Below are 19,628 nucleotides of genomic sequence, written 5' to 3'. Positions count from 1 at the left end.
GTCCAGTAACCGCCAGTAGGCACCATTCGATAGGCTTTGGCTGTCAAAGAGATATTGGTCGCCGGCCGTGACAGCGAACTGGTACAGGTCGGTCTCATTGGCCGGGCTGAGTTGGCCGCTCACAACCGTTCCCGGTGTCACTGGCGTGGCTTGAGCGATATCCAATAAACGGAAACTATAGTTGCCCACCATATCGGCATTGCCGTCGATGATCAGCGTGTAGTCGCCGGCGACCAGATCATAAATGGCCGAAGCACCAGTAAAACTGCCCGAATCCGTACTGTCGAAGTTCCGGCCCGACACAACCGTACCTCGGGGACCTACCAGCGTCCAATTGACGCTGTTGTTGTAAGTCAATGAGTCGAAATACAGCTGTTTGGCTTCACTCAGGCTGAAGCTGTAAAAGTCGCGCTGCCCGGCATGGGCAATGCTGCCGTTCACGGTATCGCCCAAAGTGAGCGACAACTGCTCGTCAGTGACTTTCTGCACGTTGAAGCTGTAGCTGCTGGTCGCCCCTGCATCACCAACCTGGCCTTCTATCAGCAACGTATACGCCCCGGTTTGGCTCAGGGGCAGCGGTTCGTTATCCGCCCCAAAACCAGCAGGCCCAAACACCAGCTGTCCATAGGGATCCAGCAAGCGCCAGTAAGGAGAATAGCCTCCTGAATAAGTTTTATAATCGAAATAAAAGCGTTCGCCGGCGGTGACAGCGAACTGGTACAGGTCGGTCTCATTGGCCGGAGTCAGCTGACCGCTGACAGTCGTCCCCGGCGTCAATACTGTCGCTTGGGCAATGTCCAATAAACGGAAGCGGTAGTCCCCGACCATGTCGGCATTGCCGTCAATGGTCAGCGTGTAGTCGCCGGCGACCAGGTCATAAATGGTTGAACCATTAGGATAATTTGAGTCGCTCTTGGTGAAATCCATTGCTGAGACTACCGTCCCTTGAGGACCTATCAGTGTCCAGTTGAAGCTACTATTGTTCGTCAATGAGTCGAAGTAAAGCTGCTTGGCTTCACTCAGGCTGAAGTTGTAAAAGTCGCGCTGTCCGGCATGGGCGATGCTGCCGTTAACGGTATTGCCCACCGTCAGCGGGTACTGTTCGTCAGTGATTTTCTGCACCACGAAGCTATAGTTAGTGCTTATCTCCGGATTAGTGATCCGGCCCTCTATCAGCAAGGTATAAGCCCCTGTTTGCATCAAGGTCAGCGGTCCTTTTTCGATCTCGAGAGTATCAGGGCCAAACACCAGTTGCCCGTAGGGATCCACTAACCGCCAATAAGGCCGATAGCTCCAGTTCCCTGAAAAGCTTTGATAATCGAAATAAAAGCGTTCACCGGCCGTGACAGCGAACTGGTACAGGTCCGTCTCATTGACCGGGCTGAGCTGGCCGCTGACCGTCGTGCCCGGCGTCAATGGCGTGGCTTGGGCGATATCCAATAAACGGAAGCTGTAGTTGCCGACCAAGTCGTAATAGCCATCGATAATCAGCGTGTAGTCGCCGGCATCTAGATCATAAATGGCCGAAGCACCGGTGAATCTGCCCGAATCCGTGCTGCCAAGGGGCCGTTCGAACACAACCGTGCCTCGGGAGCCGACCAACGTCCAGTTGGTATGGGTGCCCGTCAAGGCATCGAAATACAGCTGCTTGGCTTCACTCAGGTTAAAGTTGTAAAAGTCGCGCTGCCCGGCATGGGCGATGCTGCCGTTAACGGTAACGCCGACCGTGAGCGGGAACTGCTCATCGGTAACTTTCTGCACAGCGAAACTGTAGTTGTTAGCTGTCCCAGTATTAGAGACATTCCCTTCGATCAGCAAGGTATAGACCCCGGTTTGGGTCAGGGTCAGTGGTTCCTTATCCGACCCAAAACTTCCAGGGCCAAACACCAGTTGCCCATTGGGATCCAAGAGCCGCCAATAAGGCCAATAGTTGGTGGCTGAAATACTTATATAGTTGAAATAAAATCGTTCGCCGGCTGTGGCATTGAATTGGTACAGGTCGGTCTCATTGGCCGGGCTGAGTTGGCCGCTGACAACCGTTCCCGGTGTCAATGGCGTGGCTTGAGCGATATCCAATAAACGGAATCTGTAGTTACCCACCATATCGGCATTGCCGTCAATAATCAGCGTGTAGTCGCCGGCAACCAGATCAGGCTGAACTATTAGGATAATTTGAGTCGCTCTTGGTGAAATCCAATGCTGAGACTACCTCCCCTCGGGGACCAATCAATGTCCAATTGGTAGCGGTATTACTCAAGGCATCGAAATACAGCTGCTTGACTTCACTCAGGCTGAAGTTGTAAAAGTCGCGCTGCCCGGCATGGGCGATGCTGCCGGTAACGGTATCGCCGACCGTGAGCGGGTATTGCTCATCGGTGACTTTCTGCACCGTGAAGCTGTAATTGCTGATTGCGCCCGTATCATAAATATCGCCTTCTATCAGCAAGGTATACGCACCGGTTTGAGTCAGCGTCAGCGGTCCCATATCAGTGTTGTTCCACGAATAATAGTAAAAATAGTCGGGACCGCACACGACTTGACCATTGGGATCCAACAGCCGCCAATAAGGCCACTCACGGCCTGAAAAGCTTTTAGCATCGAAATAAAACCGTTCGCCGGCCGTGACATTGAATCGGTACAAATCCGTCTCATTGGCCGGGCTGAGCTGGCCGCTGACCGACGTCCCCGGCGTCAAGGCCGTGGCTTGGGCGATATCTAATAAGCGGAAGCTGTAGTTGCCGACTATGTCGGCATTGCCGTTGATAATCAGCGTGTAGTCGCCGGCGACCAGGTCATAAATGGCCGAACCATCGAGATTACCTGAATCGCTACTTCTGAAGTCTTTCGCGGCTACGACCGTGCCTCTAGGGCCTATCAACGTCCAGTTTAGACTGCTGTTGCTCAGTGCATCGAAATACAGTTGCCTGGCTGCGCTTAGGCTAAAGCTATAAAAGTCGCGCTGCCCGGCATGGGCGATGCTGCCATTGACGGTGCTGTTCAAGCTGAGCGTGGACTGCTCGTCAGTAATCTTCTGCACATTAAAACTGTAATTACTACTCCCTGTAGCGCTGATCCGTCCTTCAACAAGTAAAGTATACGCACCGGTTTGAGTCAGGGCCGGTGGTTCTTGGTCGCTATTGAAACGAACTGGTCCAAACACGACTTGACCATTGGGATCCAACAGCCGCCAATAAGGCCACTCACTGCCTGAAAAACTTTTAACATCAAAATAAAAGCGTTCGCCGGCCGTGACAACGAATTGGTACAGGTCGGTTTCATTGGCCGGACTGAGCTGGCCGCTGACCGACGTCCCCGGCGTCAAGACCGTGGCTTGACTGATATCCAGTACGCGGAAACTGTAACCAGTCGTTGCCGGACCATTGATGCATAACGAATAGGTTCCCGCTACCAAGTGCATAGCCGCAGCACCACCAAGACCGTCCGAATCACTGCTGACAAAATCCCTTGCCGACACTACGGTGCCTCGAGGACCTACCAATGTCCAGTTCAAAAGGTAGTTATTGGTCAGCGCATCAAAATAAACGCTGGCGTCACTGTTTAAGGTAAAGCTGTAGAAATCCGCTTGTGCGGACGGCAGTACACCCGCTACGGTTGTGCCCAAGGTCAATGCCGTTCCTGTCGGCAACGGCGCAATCGGGGTATTACCTTGGTAAACCACGTTGAACTGGTAATTGGTCGTGCCGGTAGTGCCTATAGAGCCTTCGGTAAGTAAAGTATAAATGCCGGTTTGTATTAAGGTGATCGACCCTCTATCGCTGCCCATATAATCGGGGCCGAATACCAGCTGGCCATAAGGGTCCAGCAACCGCCAATAAGCCGTGTTCGACAGGCTTTGGCTGTCAAAGACATATTGATCTCCGGCCATGACAGCGAATTGGTACAGGTCGGTTTCATTGGCTGGGGTTAATTGCCCGATGACCGGCGTGCCTGGCGTCAAGGCCATGGCTTGGGCGATATCCAACAGACGGAAACTGTAGTTGCCGACTATGTCGGCGTTGCCGTCGATAATCAGCGTGTAGTCGCCGGCGACCAGGTCATAAATGGCCGAGCCATCGAGATTACTTGAATCGCTGCCGGTGAAGTTCCTGCCGGAAACCACCGTGCCTCTAGGGCCTACCAACGTCCAGTTCAGGCTACTATTGTTCGTCAATGCGTCGAAGTAAAGCTGCTTGGCTTTGCTCAGGCTAAAACTGTAGAAGTCGCGCTGTCCGGCATGGGCGATGCTGCCGTTAACGGTATCGCCGACCGTGAGCGGGAACTGCTCGTCGCTAACTTTCTGCACAGTGAAGCTGTAGTTGCTGGCTGTCCCAATAGCAGAGCCTTCTATCAGCAAGGTATATACGCCCGTTTGGATCAGGGTCGGTGGTTCCTGATCGCTATCGAAACTAACTGGTCCAAACACGACTTGACCATTGGGATCCAACAATCGCCAATAGGGCTGGCTGCCTGAATAACTTTTATAGTCGAAATAAAAGCGTTCTCCGGCCGTGACAGCAAATTGGTACAGGTCGGTTTCATTGGCCGGGCTGAGCTGGCCATTCACATCCACACCCGGCGTCAAGGCCGTGGCTTGGGCGATATCCAACAGACGGAAACTGTAGTTGCCGACCATGTCGCCGTTGCCGTCGATAATCAGCGTGTAGTCGCCCGCGACCAGGTCATAAATGGGCGAACCGACAAGGTTGTTAGAATCCGTAGCACTAAAGTTCCTGCCCGCGACCACCGTGCCCCGGGGACCAGTCAAAGTCCAATTAACATTGCTGTTGCTCAGCGCATCGAAATACAGCTGTTTGGCTTCGCTAAGCGTGAAGCTGTAAAAGTCACGCTGTCCGGCATGGGCGATGCTGCCGTTCACTGTGCTGTCCAAGCTAAGCGTGGACTGCTCGTCAACGACTTTCTGCACATTAAAACTGTAATTACTGCTGCCTGTAGCGCTGATCCGCCCTTCGACCAGTAAGGTATAAGAGCCATCGACCGCCGTAGTAATGTCGGCGTCGTTAGTAAAATAAGAGGGGCCGAATACGTTATTCCCATTTGGATCAATTAACCGCCAGTAAGTATTGCCGCCGCTTAAACTCAGGCTATTAAAATAATAATGCTCACCTGCTGTTGCATTAAATTTGTATACATTGGTTTGGTTTGCCGAGTCCAGGGTGCCTGCCACATCAGTTCCAGGAACAATGTCTTGCGCTTTCAGCACATCAATTAAGCGGAAACTGTAGGCGCCGGTCTGGTCAGTATTAGCATCCACTGTAAGCGTGTATTCCCCTACTGCTAAATTAAGCAATGGGCTAGCTGCCGCATCTACCGAATCTGAATTATTAAAGTTCCTGTTACCGACTACCGCCCCATTAGGCCCTGATAAACTCCAATTAATATTGGCATTGTCGGTCATCGAATCAAATACGACTTGAGTGTTTTGGGTAAGCGTGAACCCGTATTGGTCTACTTCGCCTTGCACATCAATGGAACCCGATACCGTTTGCGCCGGATTTAAATCTCCTGATAGCAGCACTCTGGGTTCAAGGGCTTCAAAACGAATAGCAGAATTAGCAGTTGGTTCTTTTGCTTTATTGGCAGGTGAGTCGGAGGATGGTTTCGATTGTCCATTAGGAGTCCTAAAAGCCTTTTTAAGCGCCGACATTAATAGTGACCTTTTAAAATTAGGGCTTTGGACAGAATGATTTTCTTTTGTAATAGATTTACGCATTGTCAACCTCTTATGAAATCAGTCCTATTTTGGACAATTAGTTATTATTTTTTACCTAACTCTGGAAAAACGACTTTGCATTTCACTCCAGCGGGAATCTCAAGCTTTGGATTCGGCATCTCAAGAAACACGATAAAAGTTCCGCTTGCCGCATCGATCAATCGATCAACCATATCGACTTTGGCTGAATAAATGCTGCCTTGAGGAATCTCCGGCGTAACATTTGCTTCCATTCCATGTTTAAGCTCACCGAACACATGCTTCGGCAAGATGACGTGAACCCTAAGCGGGTTCATTTCTGCAACCTTGAAAATAAATTTTTTATTCGAACCCAACTCAAAAACTTCTCCTTGAAACGCTCCTTGATCCACTACAACGCCTTCTACGGGGCTTTTAATAGTTCGTAAATTAAGCAGGCTATTTTGTTGCTGAAGTTCCAACTTGGCTATTTGGCGATTTTCTTTGGCGACTTGAAGTTCTGCCTCGGCCAAACGAAACTCCGCCTCCGTATCTTCGCTATCTTGCAAAGCCATTAATTTTTGACTCGCCATCTCCTGGCGTCTATTAAGTTTCTTTTTAGAAAACTCCATTTTGCCCTCAGCCATTTGCGTAGGGCCTACTTGCTGGGATTTGAATTTAGCCAACTCCGAAGCTGCACGTTCTGCATCCGATTCAAGCGTTGCCAGGGTTTGCATTTTTTTTACCCAGTCGCCACGCTTAACATAAACGCGGTCTATCCTCCCGGTGACCGAGCTACCTACCTCAACCATTTGCGTGGGCTCAATCAAGCAATCAAACTCAGCTGCCACACAGTTTGAATAGATAAAAGCAGCAGCTAGCAAGAAGCCAAATCGGATGAATATACTCAGTAACATAATTGACAAAAACTATAGATAACCTGGATGAAATACAGCAAATAGCAAAAATTTGGCCCAAAAGCCTTTTTGTAAAATCGGGAACTAATCTTTTTCTTACGTTTATTTTATAAAATGCCGAGCTAAAAGATACTAGAACTTTAACTATGCTGCAAATAGTAGAACAAGGCTAACTCTAACATGAGAACTGGTTCAAATAATTAACACTTTTAAGAAATTCGATAAAGTATGATTCATCAATATTGGCACGAATATCAGATAAATCTTCTTTATAGAGAATAAAAAATTGATAAGTGGAAAAGACAATTATCCATATAATTTTTTAGCCCAAGCATTTCCAAAGTTTTCACACAGTTTTAACACAGGCCAATTTCGCATGAAATACATGATTAACTATAAGAAGATTTGTTGAAGGTAATAGCAAGCTGTGACGCTATAGGCCAAAAAAGGGCGCTCCTGCGCCCCTTTAATGATAATCGGATTAAGCTTTTAGCAGCTCCTTAACCTTAGCCATAATCCCTGCCGGATCGATACCTTGATGCGGATATTGCTCCCAGAGACCGCCGCAACCTTCCCGGTATGTGCCAAGATGCGCATATTTTGGAGTTAGACCACGCTCCAGCAGCCATGAGCCAAAGCGGCTACCCAATCCGGTCTTCCGGTTATACGCCTCGACAACCAACACCATCGGCGACTTGCCGATTTTAGCTATCATCGCTTCATCAATGACATTCAAGGTTGGTTTGTTGATCAAACCAACATCAACGCCTTCCTGCTTTAGCCGTTCTACGGCATCCAAGGTCCGATACAATGCTTCACCAAAGCTGACAATATAACCTTGAGTGCCTTCGCGAATAACTTCATCTTTGCCCGAGACAAATTTGTAGTCGCCGCCAAAGTACTCCTGCCCGTCAGTATTCAAAATAGTCGGTACTTTAGAACGAGTCGAGAAGACAAACCGCAAGCCGGGGTTAAAGAAGATGGTTTCTAAACAGGCTTTCATTTGCAGCGGGTCAGCCGGAAAGTAAAGGTGGGTCGCATAGCCGTCACTCAAGCCGTTATCAGCAAACATGTTATTCAGGCCGAAATGGCAGGTGTTATCAGCCATGTCGTCAATCCCTGAATGCGAGAAATGGCTGAGCACGTTGGAATGGTTCAAACGCGCCATGGTAATTTCAGAAATCACCATCTCCAGGAAAGCGCTAAAAGTAGCAAAAATGCCCTGTTTGCCCGCTGCCATTCCGAAACCGGCCGCCGCCGAGAAGTTGCTTCGCTCCATAATGCCGGAAGAGATAAACACTTCAGGATGAGCGTTGCGAATTTTCGACAGGCCGCAGGAGCCTTCCAGATCGCTGTCAATGACCCGGATTTTTTCGACGCGTTCGGCTGCGCTCATCCGCCCCATAATCGCGACGACTGCATCGCCGAAAACGTTGCGGTTAGCATCCCACTTGTCGCTGGAACCCAGAAATACTGCGTCATTTTTTGGGGCTTTAATGGCTTTAAGGTGATCAGCCGCAGCTTGCCGCCCACGAGACTCTAAATACTCCACTGCCACTTTTACCGGAGCTACATCATGGCCGTGGTTTGAACCTTCCAGTCCGACAATTCCAGGGCACATGGGACGACGATTAATAACAGCGACGGGGCCATCGGTGTTAATGGCTGTGCAAATACGCCGATAAAGATCGTCGATGTCTTCGCCGTCGCCTTCCAATACGGTTAAACCGTGGCCAGCTAAGGTTTTAGCGATAGAACAACCGGGCAAATATTTGGAAGGATGACCGGCGATGGTTACGTCATTATCATCGATAATCAATTTAACATTTAGGTTTTGAGCAACGGCCAAGCGGGCGGCTTCTGCATCATTACCTTCCTGCTGCGAGCCATCGGAACCCAGGCAAAACAGCACTTTATTTGGATTAGCGATAGCCACGCCATTGACATAGGGCCACATGTGCCCCAAGCGTCCCGAGCTAAATTTCACGCCCGGCGTAAGACCCAGTTCAGGATGACCCGGTAGATGGGAATGCGCGGCGCGATATTCCATCAGATGTTCTGCAGGGAAATCGCCGTTAAGGGCGGACATCAGGTATTGCGTGGCTGCACGATGTCCGGCTTCGTCAAAAAAAACAGGTACGTATTTATCGGCATCGCCCCGGAACAACGCATCCATGATGACCACTTCCGGCACAGTATCGTAAGGCCCGCCGGTATGTCCGCCGACGCCTCTCGCAGCGCCGGTAGCCGTAAAAAAAACAATCGCGTCGCGGCATAGTTGAGTATTAGCCTTCAGACTGGTCCGTTGTTCATCAGTCAGTGTCGTATTATTTGCGTTTAGAGTGATGCGTTGATAAGCGCCAAGATCGATCGGAAATGTATTCATAAGTTACCCTCTTGTAATTAAAATTAAATGAGTGACTGATTTAAAAACTACATGATGCTTGTGGAACTTAATTTGTTCGATGATAAGGTAAAATAGCAGCTTTCGATACAACATTTTGATTGGCAAAGTTTTGGATGCAATGCCTCTGTATGTAAACTATTTAAAGAGTCTGCATCGGTTTGAATTAAGGTCATGGCCGCTCAGAATCATACGCTATGGAATTTCATTTTTTCAAAATGATCCAGCTTTTAAAAAAACTAACGACTTATAAAAAATAAATATGTTAATTTGGATTTATTTCTTTTAATATCAAACATATAATCTATTACTCATATTAGACTTGCAGAATTTAAGTATGATCTATCTGCTTTTCTTGACTCAGTGTATGATTTCGACAACTCGTTTTTTAAAATGGAACCGGATGTCACTGAATTGAACGGATTTAAACGAATCAATGGCTAGACCCATTTGTTACTTTTTATCAGTGATAATCAGTCTAATCCGTGCTATCCGTGTTCCATTTTTCTAGCTGCTAAGTAGTTACGTTCTTTACTGGAAAACCTCATAATTTTGTATAACCAATACTTTCATTTTAGCGAACTGCCGTTTTCGATAGCGACCGATCCGCACTTCATTTATATGAGCCCGCGTCATCAGGAGGGTTTGGCTCACCTTCTTTACGGCATTAATTTTGGAGGCGGCTTTGTTGCTTTAACCGGCGAAGTCGGTACCGGCAAGACAACGCTTTGCCACTGCCTTTTGCAACAAATACCCACCAATATAGATATTGCTTTGATATTGAATCCAAAGCTTAATGCGATCGAGTTATTGGCTACGATCTGCGATGAACTGGGCATTAGCTATGACAAAAGTCAGCAATCGTTAAAAAACCTGATTGACCTTTTAAACCAGCATCTGCTCGCCGGCCATGCTAACGGCAGACGTACGGTTTTGCTGATCGACGAAGCGCAGAATTTAAGCCTGGAAGTACTGGAACAAATTCGGCTGTTGACTAACCTGGAAACCAACAAAACTAAACTATTACAAATTATCCTGGTCGGTCAGCCTGAACTGAAAGAATCACTAAAACGGCAGGATTTGCGCCAGTTGAATCAGCGTATTACCGCCCGCTACCATTTATTGCCGTTATCGCTCAATGAAACTCGAGCTTACATCCACCATCGGCTGATTGTTTGTAACGGTCGTCCGGACATTTTTAAAGAAAGCGCAATACGCAAAATCTACAAACTGTCTTCCGGCATCCCCAGATTGATTAACATCCTCTGTGATCGCGCTTTGCTTGGAGCCTACTCAACCAACACTCATGTGATTACACCGGCAATCGTTAGCGCTGCTTCCAAGGAAGTGCTGGCTTTTACAGATCAAAAGTCTCCTTACCAGACTGCATTCTTAGGCTTGCTATTTTTGGGTTGTATTGTCACTGGTATTTATTTTCAAACATATTGGCCCAAAGCCAGTGATCAAGCCACAATTAATTCGGTAACAGTCAGCCCTGTCATCCAGACAAAGCCTGAAATCATTAGTCAGCCTAAGCAACCTGTTCAAAAAGAACCGCTTCCTATTGAAAAAATCGATACTGCCCCTATCGCTAAAACAGAAGTGTTCCATGATTGGATCAATAATTCCGATTATTCACTAAATGCGGCATTAATCAGTGCGCTGAAACTCTGGGACAAACCTGTTCCTAATAGCACTCAGGTTGATTGCCATTATGTAGAAGCAACAGGACTGCGCTGTGGATTTGGCAAAGCCAACTGGAAAGACATGTTGGCAGTTAATCATCCGGTTATTCTGGAGTTCTCATTAACAGGTAAAGAAAAATTCTATGCCTTGCTTACCGGATTCGGACAAAACCAATCTGTGATTCATTTTAAAGATCATATGAGCTTTCCTGTAGCGGATGTGTTGAAATATTGGAACGGTTATTATTTAATAGTGGAGCCGCCGCCGGTTCCTAATGTCAAAGCGATACGCCCCCATCAGACATCGGACAGTGTGTTATGGTTACGGTATCTGTTAAATAATATTGATAAGAAAACTGAAGCCGTAGAACAGCCACGTTTTTATGATGATAAATTAGCCGCTCGCGTCATTAATTTTCAGCATCAGCATCACTTACCGGAAGACGGTAAGGTCGGAGACAAGACCATGCCTTATCTTAAAAAAATAGCGCTTACCCTTGATTTTCCTCGCTTAGAAATAACCGATTAATCATGTCTTTTATTCTAAATGCCTTACGTAAATCAGAACAGGAAAGACAGGCTCTTCAGTCTGAGACTGTAACTAACAAGATCCTTATTGCCCAGCCCCCACAAAACGGCAGCAAGACACCGAAACTTTTAGTTTTTCTTATTCTCGCTAATGTGTTGATTATTGTCTGCTTTGTTTGGTTTATACGAAATAACTTGATGTCGACACCCGGCACAACAACGCCAACTGTTTCGCCACACCTACCGGCACAAGACGCAAAGCCTGAGCCCAAAACGATTGCCAAATCTATTCAACCGGAAAAACCGGCACAAGAAGCTGAGTCCGAAACAGCCTCTATTGCAGAATTGATTGATGGGGAAAAGCCGGAACCCGCTCCGTTACCGGTTAATCAGATTATCACAAAAAAACCAGCAACTGATGTCATTAAGCAATCTGCTATTACCAAGGATTCCAAGCTACCGATACAAGCTGCTCCGGCAATAGCTGCTGCCAAAGCTCAATCGGATGCGTCCGAAACAATACCGGTAACGAAAGACATTCCGTTTTTAAACGATCTGCCTTTTGAATTTCGCCAGAGAGCACCCAAAATTACCATTAATGTATTTGTCTACTCGCAATCCCCTGACGAACGCTTTGTGATGATTGATATGATTAAATATAAGATGGGACAACAAATAAAAAACGCAATGCTACTGAAAGAAATTCGCCCTAACAGTCTGGTCGTTGTTTATCAAAATCAGGAATTTCAAATTAAGCGGCCATAAACTTAAGCGGCTAACAAACCTCTTAAACAAGCGGAGCATCATCATGCCGCAAAATCACATGTAGGACCAAATCAGCAATAAATTTGAACACGATTATTCAAGCAGTTTGTAAAACAACAGTCATCGTTCTTTCAATGATGGCATGAAAATGTAGTAGTATGATTTATAGTAAGAAACTTAATGTAGTGGTGGCTGTATTTTAACCTCTACGCAACCTCGTCTGGCTTTTGTTGACCTGGAAACCACCGGTACCAATGCGACGGTGGATCGCATTACTGAGATTGGCATCGTATTGGTGGATGAAAACGGTGTGCGGCAGTGGAGTCAGTTAATTCAGCCGCAAACTCGTATTCCCGCGTTCATCGAACAATTAACCGGCATAACCAATGCCATGGTAGCCGAGGCGCCGCATTTTGAAGCCGTTGCGGAAGAACTGGCTGCGCTGTTACAAGGCTATTTGTTTATTGCCCACAATGCCCGTTTCGATTACGGCTTCCTGAAAAACGAATTCAAGCGCTCGGGACTAACATTTCAGCCCACAGTGCTGTGTACGGTTAAATTGTCCAGAGCGCTGTTTCCGGAGCACAAACACCACAATCTCGATAGCCTGATTCAACGCCACGGCTTGACCGTCACCGGCCGGCACAGAGCGCTGGCCGATGCTCAGCTGATTTATCAATTTTGGCAGCAGATCCATTTAACCCATGATCCCGTGATCATTGCCGATACCGTAAAAAGCCTTATCGGACGCTCAAGTCTGCCGTCTAATATTGACCGCACACTGGTCGACGATCTGCCCGAGTCGCCTGGCGTTTATCTGTTTTACGGCGAAAATGATTTGCCGTTATATATCGGTAAAAGCACGAATATCAGGCAACGGGTGTTATCGCACTTTTCAGCCGATCACAGCCTTAGTAAGGAAATGAGTTTATCGCAACAACTACGCCGTATCGACTGGATAGAAACCGCTGGTGAACTAGGCGCTCTGCTGATGGAGGCTAAACTTATCAAGACCCTTCAGCCGATACACAATCGTCGATTGCGACGCAAGAATGCGCTGTGCGCATGGCAACTGCAACAGCAAGCCGAACACCTGCATCCGGTACTGACCTGGGCTGACGATCTTGATTTCGGTGTGCAGGATAATCTTTATGGCCTTTATCACAGCCAACGCGATGCTCAAAAAGCGCTCCGCAGCATCGCCGATCAAAACCAGTTGTGTTTGAGCGTGCTCGGCATCGAAAAGACCCCAAAAGGACGCCCATGCTTTGCTCAGCAGTTAAAAAAATGTAAAGGGGTTTGCATCGGCCAGGAAAAGCCAGCCAGTCATGCGGCGCGGCTGCTAATGGCAATGAACAAGCTTAAACTCGCCACTTGGTCCTATTCAGGTGCAATGGGTATTCAGGAAGGTGACGAGTTGCATGTCATTGATCATTGGTGTTACTTGGGTACCGCGAAAAATGAAGCAGAAGTATACGACTTATTAGGCTCCAGTCGGCCGGCATTCGATCGGGATACTTACCTGATTCTCAGTAAAGCCTTGAAAAAACCTGTGCGGTTAATACACATTGATAAGTAATATTCACACTGTGACGGTATCTGTATTCTCTGTTGGTTGACCTAGCGTTAGGCGATGCGTTCATGTGGTTGATGTTGATCGACCGGAAATGGATATAAGTGAGCGGCTGGTATCAGCCCAGTCCGTGCCCAAACAAAATCTCCACCAACGGCAATTACTGCATTTGTTTGTCAAAACAGGCTATCTCTTAATGATTACCTTTACTACTGAGTGTAATTTAGCTAATAACCGATTACTCAGAATACTCATGATCGCGGATGCAGAAATGAAAACGCAAGAAATCCTTATTATTTAGTCTTTTATCATTTTTAAAAAATCCGTAATTGTAACCGAGCGAAGTATATTTCTACCAAAATTGCAGGTTTTTAGGTTTTGGCACGGCCTCGGCCAATTGCAGACGTTGAAAAATCGGTAACTTTTATGTGTAAATTAAAATTTTTAATGCTAGCATCAACAAATCCGTATCAAGTAAGTAGGTAAACAGGTAAGTGAAGTCCTATGAATTACAAACTAAATCCGAATACATTACGAGCAGAAGCTGAAGCGCAGCTCAATGATATACCTGTAACGGCATCAGTGGATTGTACTGTCGAAGAATTATTACATGAACTGCAAGTACACCAGATCGAATTGGAAATGCAGAATGAAAATTTGCAGCATGCTCTTGCCGCTCTGGAGGAACCCTACAATTACTACGAAAATCTCTATGATTGTGCCCCAGTCGGTTACCTCACCCTCACGCACGAGGGGTTGATCGATAAAATCAACTTAACCGCCGCCAACATGTTTGGGGCGGATCGCAGTGAGTTACTGAATTGCCGTTTTGCCTGCTTGGTTGCACCCAAGGACGGCGATTATTGGTATCTTTTATTCGCTGACATTATAAAACGCAATGATCGGCAAAACACCGAGCTGATGCTGAAACGCAGTGACAACACCGAGTTTTATGTTCAGCTGGATTACCGATACATAACGTCAGACAGCCAAGATCCGATGCTGGTTATCACGCTTACCGACATCACCAAACGCAAACAGTCCGAACAGTTATTAAAAGATAGCGAAACAAAACTGCGCGCTGTTTTCAACGCTACTCCTGATGCCATGTTAATTAGCAATGAACAAGGCTTTATTACCCAAGCCAACCGACAAGCTGTGCACTTACTAGGTTATTCGATTAACGAACTACTTGCACTCTCGATTGAGGCCCTGATGCCAGAGCGTTTTCGTGCGGCACATCCGGCATTGAGAACACAATTTGCCGCTTTGGCAGCCGCTCGTCCAATGGCGTTAGGCTGTGCGGTAAAGGCATTGCGAAAAGACGGCAATGAAGTGGATGTGGAAATTAGATTAAGCCCCATTCAATCAGAGCAAGGTATGTTTATCGCCTGCGCTATGCGCGACATCACAGAACGAAAACAGGCCGAGATCGATCTACGGGAAAGTGAGCAGCGTTTTCGAAGGATGGCCGATAGTTCATCGGTTATGATTTGGATTACCGATGTCAAAGGCGAGCCTATCTTTGCCAATCAATCCTGGCTTGATTTTACCGGTGTTGAATCGGTACAGGTTATGACCCATAAGGATTGGATTAATACTATTCATCCAGCGGACAGGGAAACTGTCTTTGTGGCGTATTATCAAAATACCGGCGCTCACAAAGCCATTGACACAGAGTACCGTTTACGCAATGCGAAGGGTAACTGGTGCTGGATTTTAGATAAAGGTATTCCGCTTCATGATGAAAATGGCGTGTTTACCGGCTATATCGGTTCGGCAATCGATATTACCGAACGCAAACAAATAGAGAACGAAGTTTTAAGCACAAAAAATCAATTGCAAGCGACGCTGAATGCTATTCCCGATCTGTTGTTCGATGTAGATAGTGAGGGACGTTTCTACGACTATCATGCATCGCGCATAGAGTCACTTGCCACCCCGCCTGAGCAGTTTTTAGGTAAAACAATTACTGATATTTTGCCTGCCGATGCAGCAGCCATTATTTTGTCGGCATTACAAGAAACGCAGCAACAAGGCAAATCAATAGGCAAACAATTTAAGCTGGCTTTGCCGCAAGGTGATTTGTGGTTTGAGTTGTCGGTGGCGGTTAAAGCTACTGATGATAATGAACAACTTCCGCGTTTTGTTATGTTGTCGCGCGATATTACTGAACGCAAGCACATGGAAGAGGCGTTAAAAGCCAGTAAGGCCTTTACGCTGAATATTCTTAATTCGCTGTCCGCGCACATTGCTGTATTAGACGATCGAGGTGTTATTGTTGCGATTAATCGTGCATGGCAACAATTTAACGAACAAAATAGCTTGCCGGATGCCAGCCAAAATATGCTTGGCAGCAATTATTTTCATGCCTTTACAAAAGGTATTGATCGGAATGAGAGTGAAGAGGTAGAAAAAATTCAACGCGGCATTACGGCGGTAATGGCGGGTGAACAGCCAGAGTTCCATACCGAGTATTCCTGCCATTCACCCAATGAACAACGCTGGTTTTATATGACAGTACTGCCTTTGCAAGGCGTCAAACAGGGAGTTGTCATCAGTCATGAAAACATTACCGAGCGTAAATATACGCAGCAGTTATTACAAAACAAAGAGCAAATGTTGTCGGAATCACAGCGTATTGCTCATATCGGCAGTTGGTCTGTAGAACTGGCGACCAATTGTGTTAGCTGGTCAGATGAAATATATCGCATTTTTAACGTCACTCCGGAAACATTTGAGCACTCCTTTGAAGCGTTTCTTAATTTGATTCATCCTGATGATCGCGCTGTGATGGAAGTGTGGCTCTGGAAATGTATGGCTGAAAAGCAGCCGCGTGAATTGGATTTTCGTATTTTGTTGTCGAACGGCAGCGTTCGCTTTATCCGTGGCAGCGGCGGCTTGCAATACGATAACATGCAAAGACCGCTACGTATGGTAGGCAGTATGCAGGACATTACCGAGAGTAAGGTACAGGCTAATGAACTGAAGAGGGCTAAACAGCGATATGATTTGGCTACGTCCATTGGTAAAGTTGGGGTTTGGGATTGGAATCCTATTACCGGCGATCTCATTTGGAACGATGAAACTTTTCGGATTTTTGGTTTTGAACCTAGCTCTGTTCAGCCTTCCCTTGCATTATTTTTAACTCTGGTACACCCGGAGGATAGAAAAAGCATAATTAACGCTGTTGAAAAAGCCCTGGACAAAAGTGAGCTCTACAGCGTGGATTTCAGGAGTATTCTTAAGAATGGAGAAGAGCATTTTTATCATTCAACTGGAGAAGTTGAGTTTAATGAAAGCGGCGAAGCAATTCGAGTACTTGGAACATTTCAGGACATCACTGAGCAAAAACAAAAAGAGCTGGATTTGCGTATCGCCGCCGTAGCGTTCGAATCTCAGGAAGCAATAGTTATTACTGATACGGCAAGCATCATTTTAAAAGTCAATAAGGCTTTTATCGACTCTACCGGCTATACCAAAGAGGAGGTCGTGGGACAGAAAATAAGCTTACTCAAATCCGGACGTCATGATAAAGCCTTTTATGCTTCGATGTGGGAGAGTCTTCTAAATGCCGGTGCTTGGCAAGGAGAAATCTGGGATCGGCGCAAGAATGGTGAAATTTATCCAAAGTGGTTGTCTATTACCGGAATAAAAGACAGCAAGGGCGTAGTCACTCATTACGTTGGTATGCATACTGACATCACCGAGCGTAAAACCGCTGAGCAGAAAATCCAACAGCTGGCCTTTTACGATCCACTCACAGAGCTACCCAATCGCCGGCTGTTACAAGAGCGGCTGAAACACAGCATTAATGTGGAAAAACGTGACGGCAAACAAGTGGCGCTACTGATGCTTGACCTGGATCGTTTTAAAACGGTTAACGACAGCTTGGGTCATCTGGCAGGCGACGAATTATTGCAACAAGTCGCAGTGCGCATCACGGCAAGATTGCGTGAAGTTGACATGGTAGCTCGTTTGGGCGGCGATGAGTTTATTGTGTTACTGGAAGATATTGTACAACCGGAAGATGCGTCACGGGTAGCGGAAGAAATTATCGCCGCTCTAGCTAAACCCTTTTGCCTGACCCAAAGTGACAACGTTCAGATTGGCGCCAGCATTGGCATTAGCCTGTATCCTCAACACGGTGACACTCCTGAAACACTCATGGATCATGCCGATGCGGCGCTATATCAAGCCAAAGATGCTGGGCGCAATTGCTTTGCCTATTTTTCCAAACACCTGACGCTTATTTCCCAAGAGCGCATATTATTGGAAGCGCGTTTGCGCCGTGCGGTTGAGCAGCAGGAGCTACTTGTTTATTATCAGCCGCAGGTGGATATTGCCAGCGGACTCATAGTCGGCGCTGAAGCATTGGTGCGCTGGCAAAATCCTATAGAGGGGCTGCTTCAACCATTAAGTTTTATCTCTATTGCCGAAGAAACCGGTTTGATTGTGGAAATCGGCGGCTGGGTGTTGCATGAGGCCTGTCGGCAAGGTCGACAATGGCTGGATATGGGGTTACCGCCATTAACTTTAGCGGTCAATATTTCTCCTTACCAATTCCGTCGTAGCAATATTTGTGCGTTGGTGGCTAAGGTGCTCAGCGATACCGGTTTTCCAGCCAACCAACTGGAACTGGAAATAACTGAAAGCGGATTGATGGAAAATCAGAACAAAACAATAGCCATTCTCAACATTCTTAATAATCTCCGCTCTCAAGGCGTTCATCTTGCTATTGATGATTTTGGTACGGGTTATTCATCCTTGGCTTATCTTAAGCATTTTCCGTTGGATGTACTGAAGATTGATCAGAGCTTTATTAACGATATTCCTTTTCATCAAGATGATATGGAAATTGCCTCTACCATTGTCTCCATGGGGCACATTTTAGGTTTAAAGATTATGGCCGAAGGTGTGGAAACACAGGAACAGTTGGATTTCCTGCGGGAAAAAGGGTGCGATAGCTATCAGGGCTTTATCAAAAGTAAACCGCTACCCGCGGAAGAGTTTGCTGGGTTATTGCACAATCAACAACGGAATGAGTTATAAAGTTTAAAGTATATGAATCGTAAAGTGGACCCCATTGTCCCAATTCGCCAACCAAAACCAGACGCTATCCGGAATCTCTGCAACAGAAAGTGGGCTTATTTAAAAACTCATTGGGATTGATATAAGTTCTTAGTCTGCCTCTTTGAGTTTGGCTTTACCAAGTTGCAACATTTGTTTTTTGTACTCAGGCAAAACTTTCTTAAACTTGGCTTCAGCTTCCGTCCGAGCTTCACGATTACTAAGATTTGCATCAAATTGCTCAATTACATCTTTAACCTCATTTTCAGTCGATTTGGCTTGATCAGATAAAACTCTAAGCTCGCTTCGAGTCGGAAGTGCAGGAGCGTGTTGCTCACCATTATCAAGATTTGGTGTTGAAACCCCAGGTGGCTGGTTTGACGATCGGATTATTGGTTTTTCTATTTTGTTACCCTCATTAACCTTTTTTTCATCAGATGAGGAGTTTTCAGAAGAACATCCGCAAAGAGCCAAATTTATAAAAAAGCAGGCTACGATAAGTCTCATTTTTAACATTGCATCAACCTCAACTAAAAACATAGCCAGAACCCTTTGTTAGCTTTAGATTAAATATTAACTAGCACCGGTAGTAAAAGTCCAGTAGGTGTAATTCATCCGGTTACCGGCCTGGTCATACAGATAGGCCCAGTAGGACACATACACATAGTACTGCCGGTTGACCGCCAGGGCCGCGGTGGGGGTCAGGGTCACGGTTTTGCCGTCGGCGCTGAGCGCTGTGCTTCCCGCCAACCGCTGGCCGTTAGTCGTATCGTACAGCGCTACGCTGTCGCTGTTGACCGTTAACGGATTGAGCCGCTCGTTGAACGACACCACGACTTTCGTGTTCAGGCCGACATTGTTGGTCGCATTGGCCGGACTGTATTGCACGACGCCGGTGGGGACTAAGTCGGCGCCGGTCCCGGTGCTGAACGATCTATCCGCCGCACTGGCCAACACGTTGCCGCTCAGGTCTTCTATGCCTTCCACATGCAGGGTG

The 19,628-nt window shown here is 46.8% G+C and carries 10 protein-coding genes; 4 read left to right on the top strand and 6 right to left on the bottom strand.

What is annotated here, in order from left to right; translation table 11 throughout:
- From EPO18_RS03435 to EPO18_RS03420, 4 genes are all read right to left on the bottom strand, one after another.
- Nucleotides 1-2,103, bottom strand: a 2,103-nt coding sequence (locus tag EPO18_RS03435) for a hypothetical protein (protein ID WP_292430545.1), incomplete at its 3' end; no start/stop codon positions are given.
- A gap of 46 nt (nucleotides 2,104-2,149) precedes the next feature.
- On the bottom strand, nucleotides 2,150-5,665 hold the full coding sequence (locus EPO18_RS03430; RefSeq protein ID WP_292430542.1) for an LEPR-XLL domain-containing protein: 3,516 nt from the start codon (nucleotides 5,663-5,665) through the stop codon (nucleotides 2,150-2,152).
- 110 nt (nucleotides 5,666-5,775) lie between these two features.
- The gene (locus tag EPO18_RS03425) at nucleotides 5,776-6,519 is read right to left on the bottom strand and encodes an efflux RND transporter periplasmic adaptor subunit (protein ID WP_292430537.1); all 744 of its coding nucleotides are present in this window, start codon (nucleotides 6,517-6,519) and stop codon (nucleotides 5,776-5,778) included.
- Nucleotides 6,520-7,087: 568 nt separating this feature from the next.
- Nucleotides 7,088-8,992, bottom strand: coding sequence for a transketolase C-terminal domain-containing protein (locus EPO18_RS03420; protein WP_292430534.1), 1,905 nt, complete (start codon nucleotides 8,990-8,992; stop codon nucleotides 7,088-7,090).
- 570 nt (nucleotides 8,993-9,562) lie between these two features.
- Between EPO18_RS03420 and EPO18_RS03415 the strand changes: the two genes are divergently transcribed.
- The 4 genes from EPO18_RS03415 to EPO18_RS03400 all read left to right on the top strand — a co-directional run bounded on the left by EPO18_RS03415 (nucleotide 9,563) and on the right by EPO18_RS03400 (nucleotide 18,613).
- The gene (locus EPO18_RS03415; RefSeq protein WP_292430532.1) at nucleotides 9,563-11,224 is read left to right on the top strand and encodes an ExeA family protein; all 1,662 of its coding nucleotides are present in this window, start codon (nucleotides 9,563-9,565) and stop codon (nucleotides 11,222-11,224) included.
- Between the two features lie 2 nt (nucleotides 11,225-11,226).
- Nucleotides 11,227-11,988, top strand: coding sequence for a general secretion pathway protein GspB (locus tag EPO18_RS03410; protein ID WP_292430529.1), 762 nt, complete (start codon nucleotides 11,227-11,229; stop codon nucleotides 11,986-11,988).
- Between the two features lie 196 nt (nucleotides 11,989-12,184).
- Complete coding sequence (locus EPO18_RS03405) at nucleotides 12,185-13,567, top strand: 3'-5' exonuclease family protein (protein ID WP_292430547.1); 1,383 nt, start codon at nucleotides 12,185-12,187, stop codon at nucleotides 13,565-13,567.
- A gap of 498 nt (nucleotides 13,568-14,065) precedes the next feature.
- Nucleotides 14,066-18,613 (top strand): PAS domain S-box protein, encoded by a 4,548-nt coding sequence (locus tag EPO18_RS03400; protein ID WP_292430526.1) that lies wholly within the window; start codon nucleotides 14,066-14,068, stop codon nucleotides 18,611-18,613.
- A gap of 129 nt (nucleotides 18,614-18,742) precedes the next feature.
- On the opposite strand, the gene EPO18_RS03395 is transcribed toward EPO18_RS03400, so the two are convergent.
- On the bottom strand, nucleotides 18,743-19,171 hold the full coding sequence (locus EPO18_RS03395) for a hypothetical protein (RefSeq protein WP_292430523.1): 429 nt from the start codon (nucleotides 19,169-19,171) through the stop codon (nucleotides 18,743-18,745).
- A 33-nt stretch (nucleotides 19,172-19,204) separates the two neighbouring features.
- A partial coding sequence (locus EPO18_RS03390; RefSeq protein ID WP_292430520.1) for an Ig-like domain-containing domain occupies nucleotides 19,205-19,628 on the bottom strand: 424 nt, incomplete at its 5' end.

The sequence above is a fragment of the Methylobacter sp. genome (assembly GCF_004322395.1).
In the GTDB taxonomy this organism is placed as follows: Bacteria; Pseudomonadota; Gammaproteobacteria; order Methylococcales; family Methylomonadaceae; genus Methylobacter_A.
This window is presented reverse-complemented; position numbering and strand designations above follow the sequence as displayed.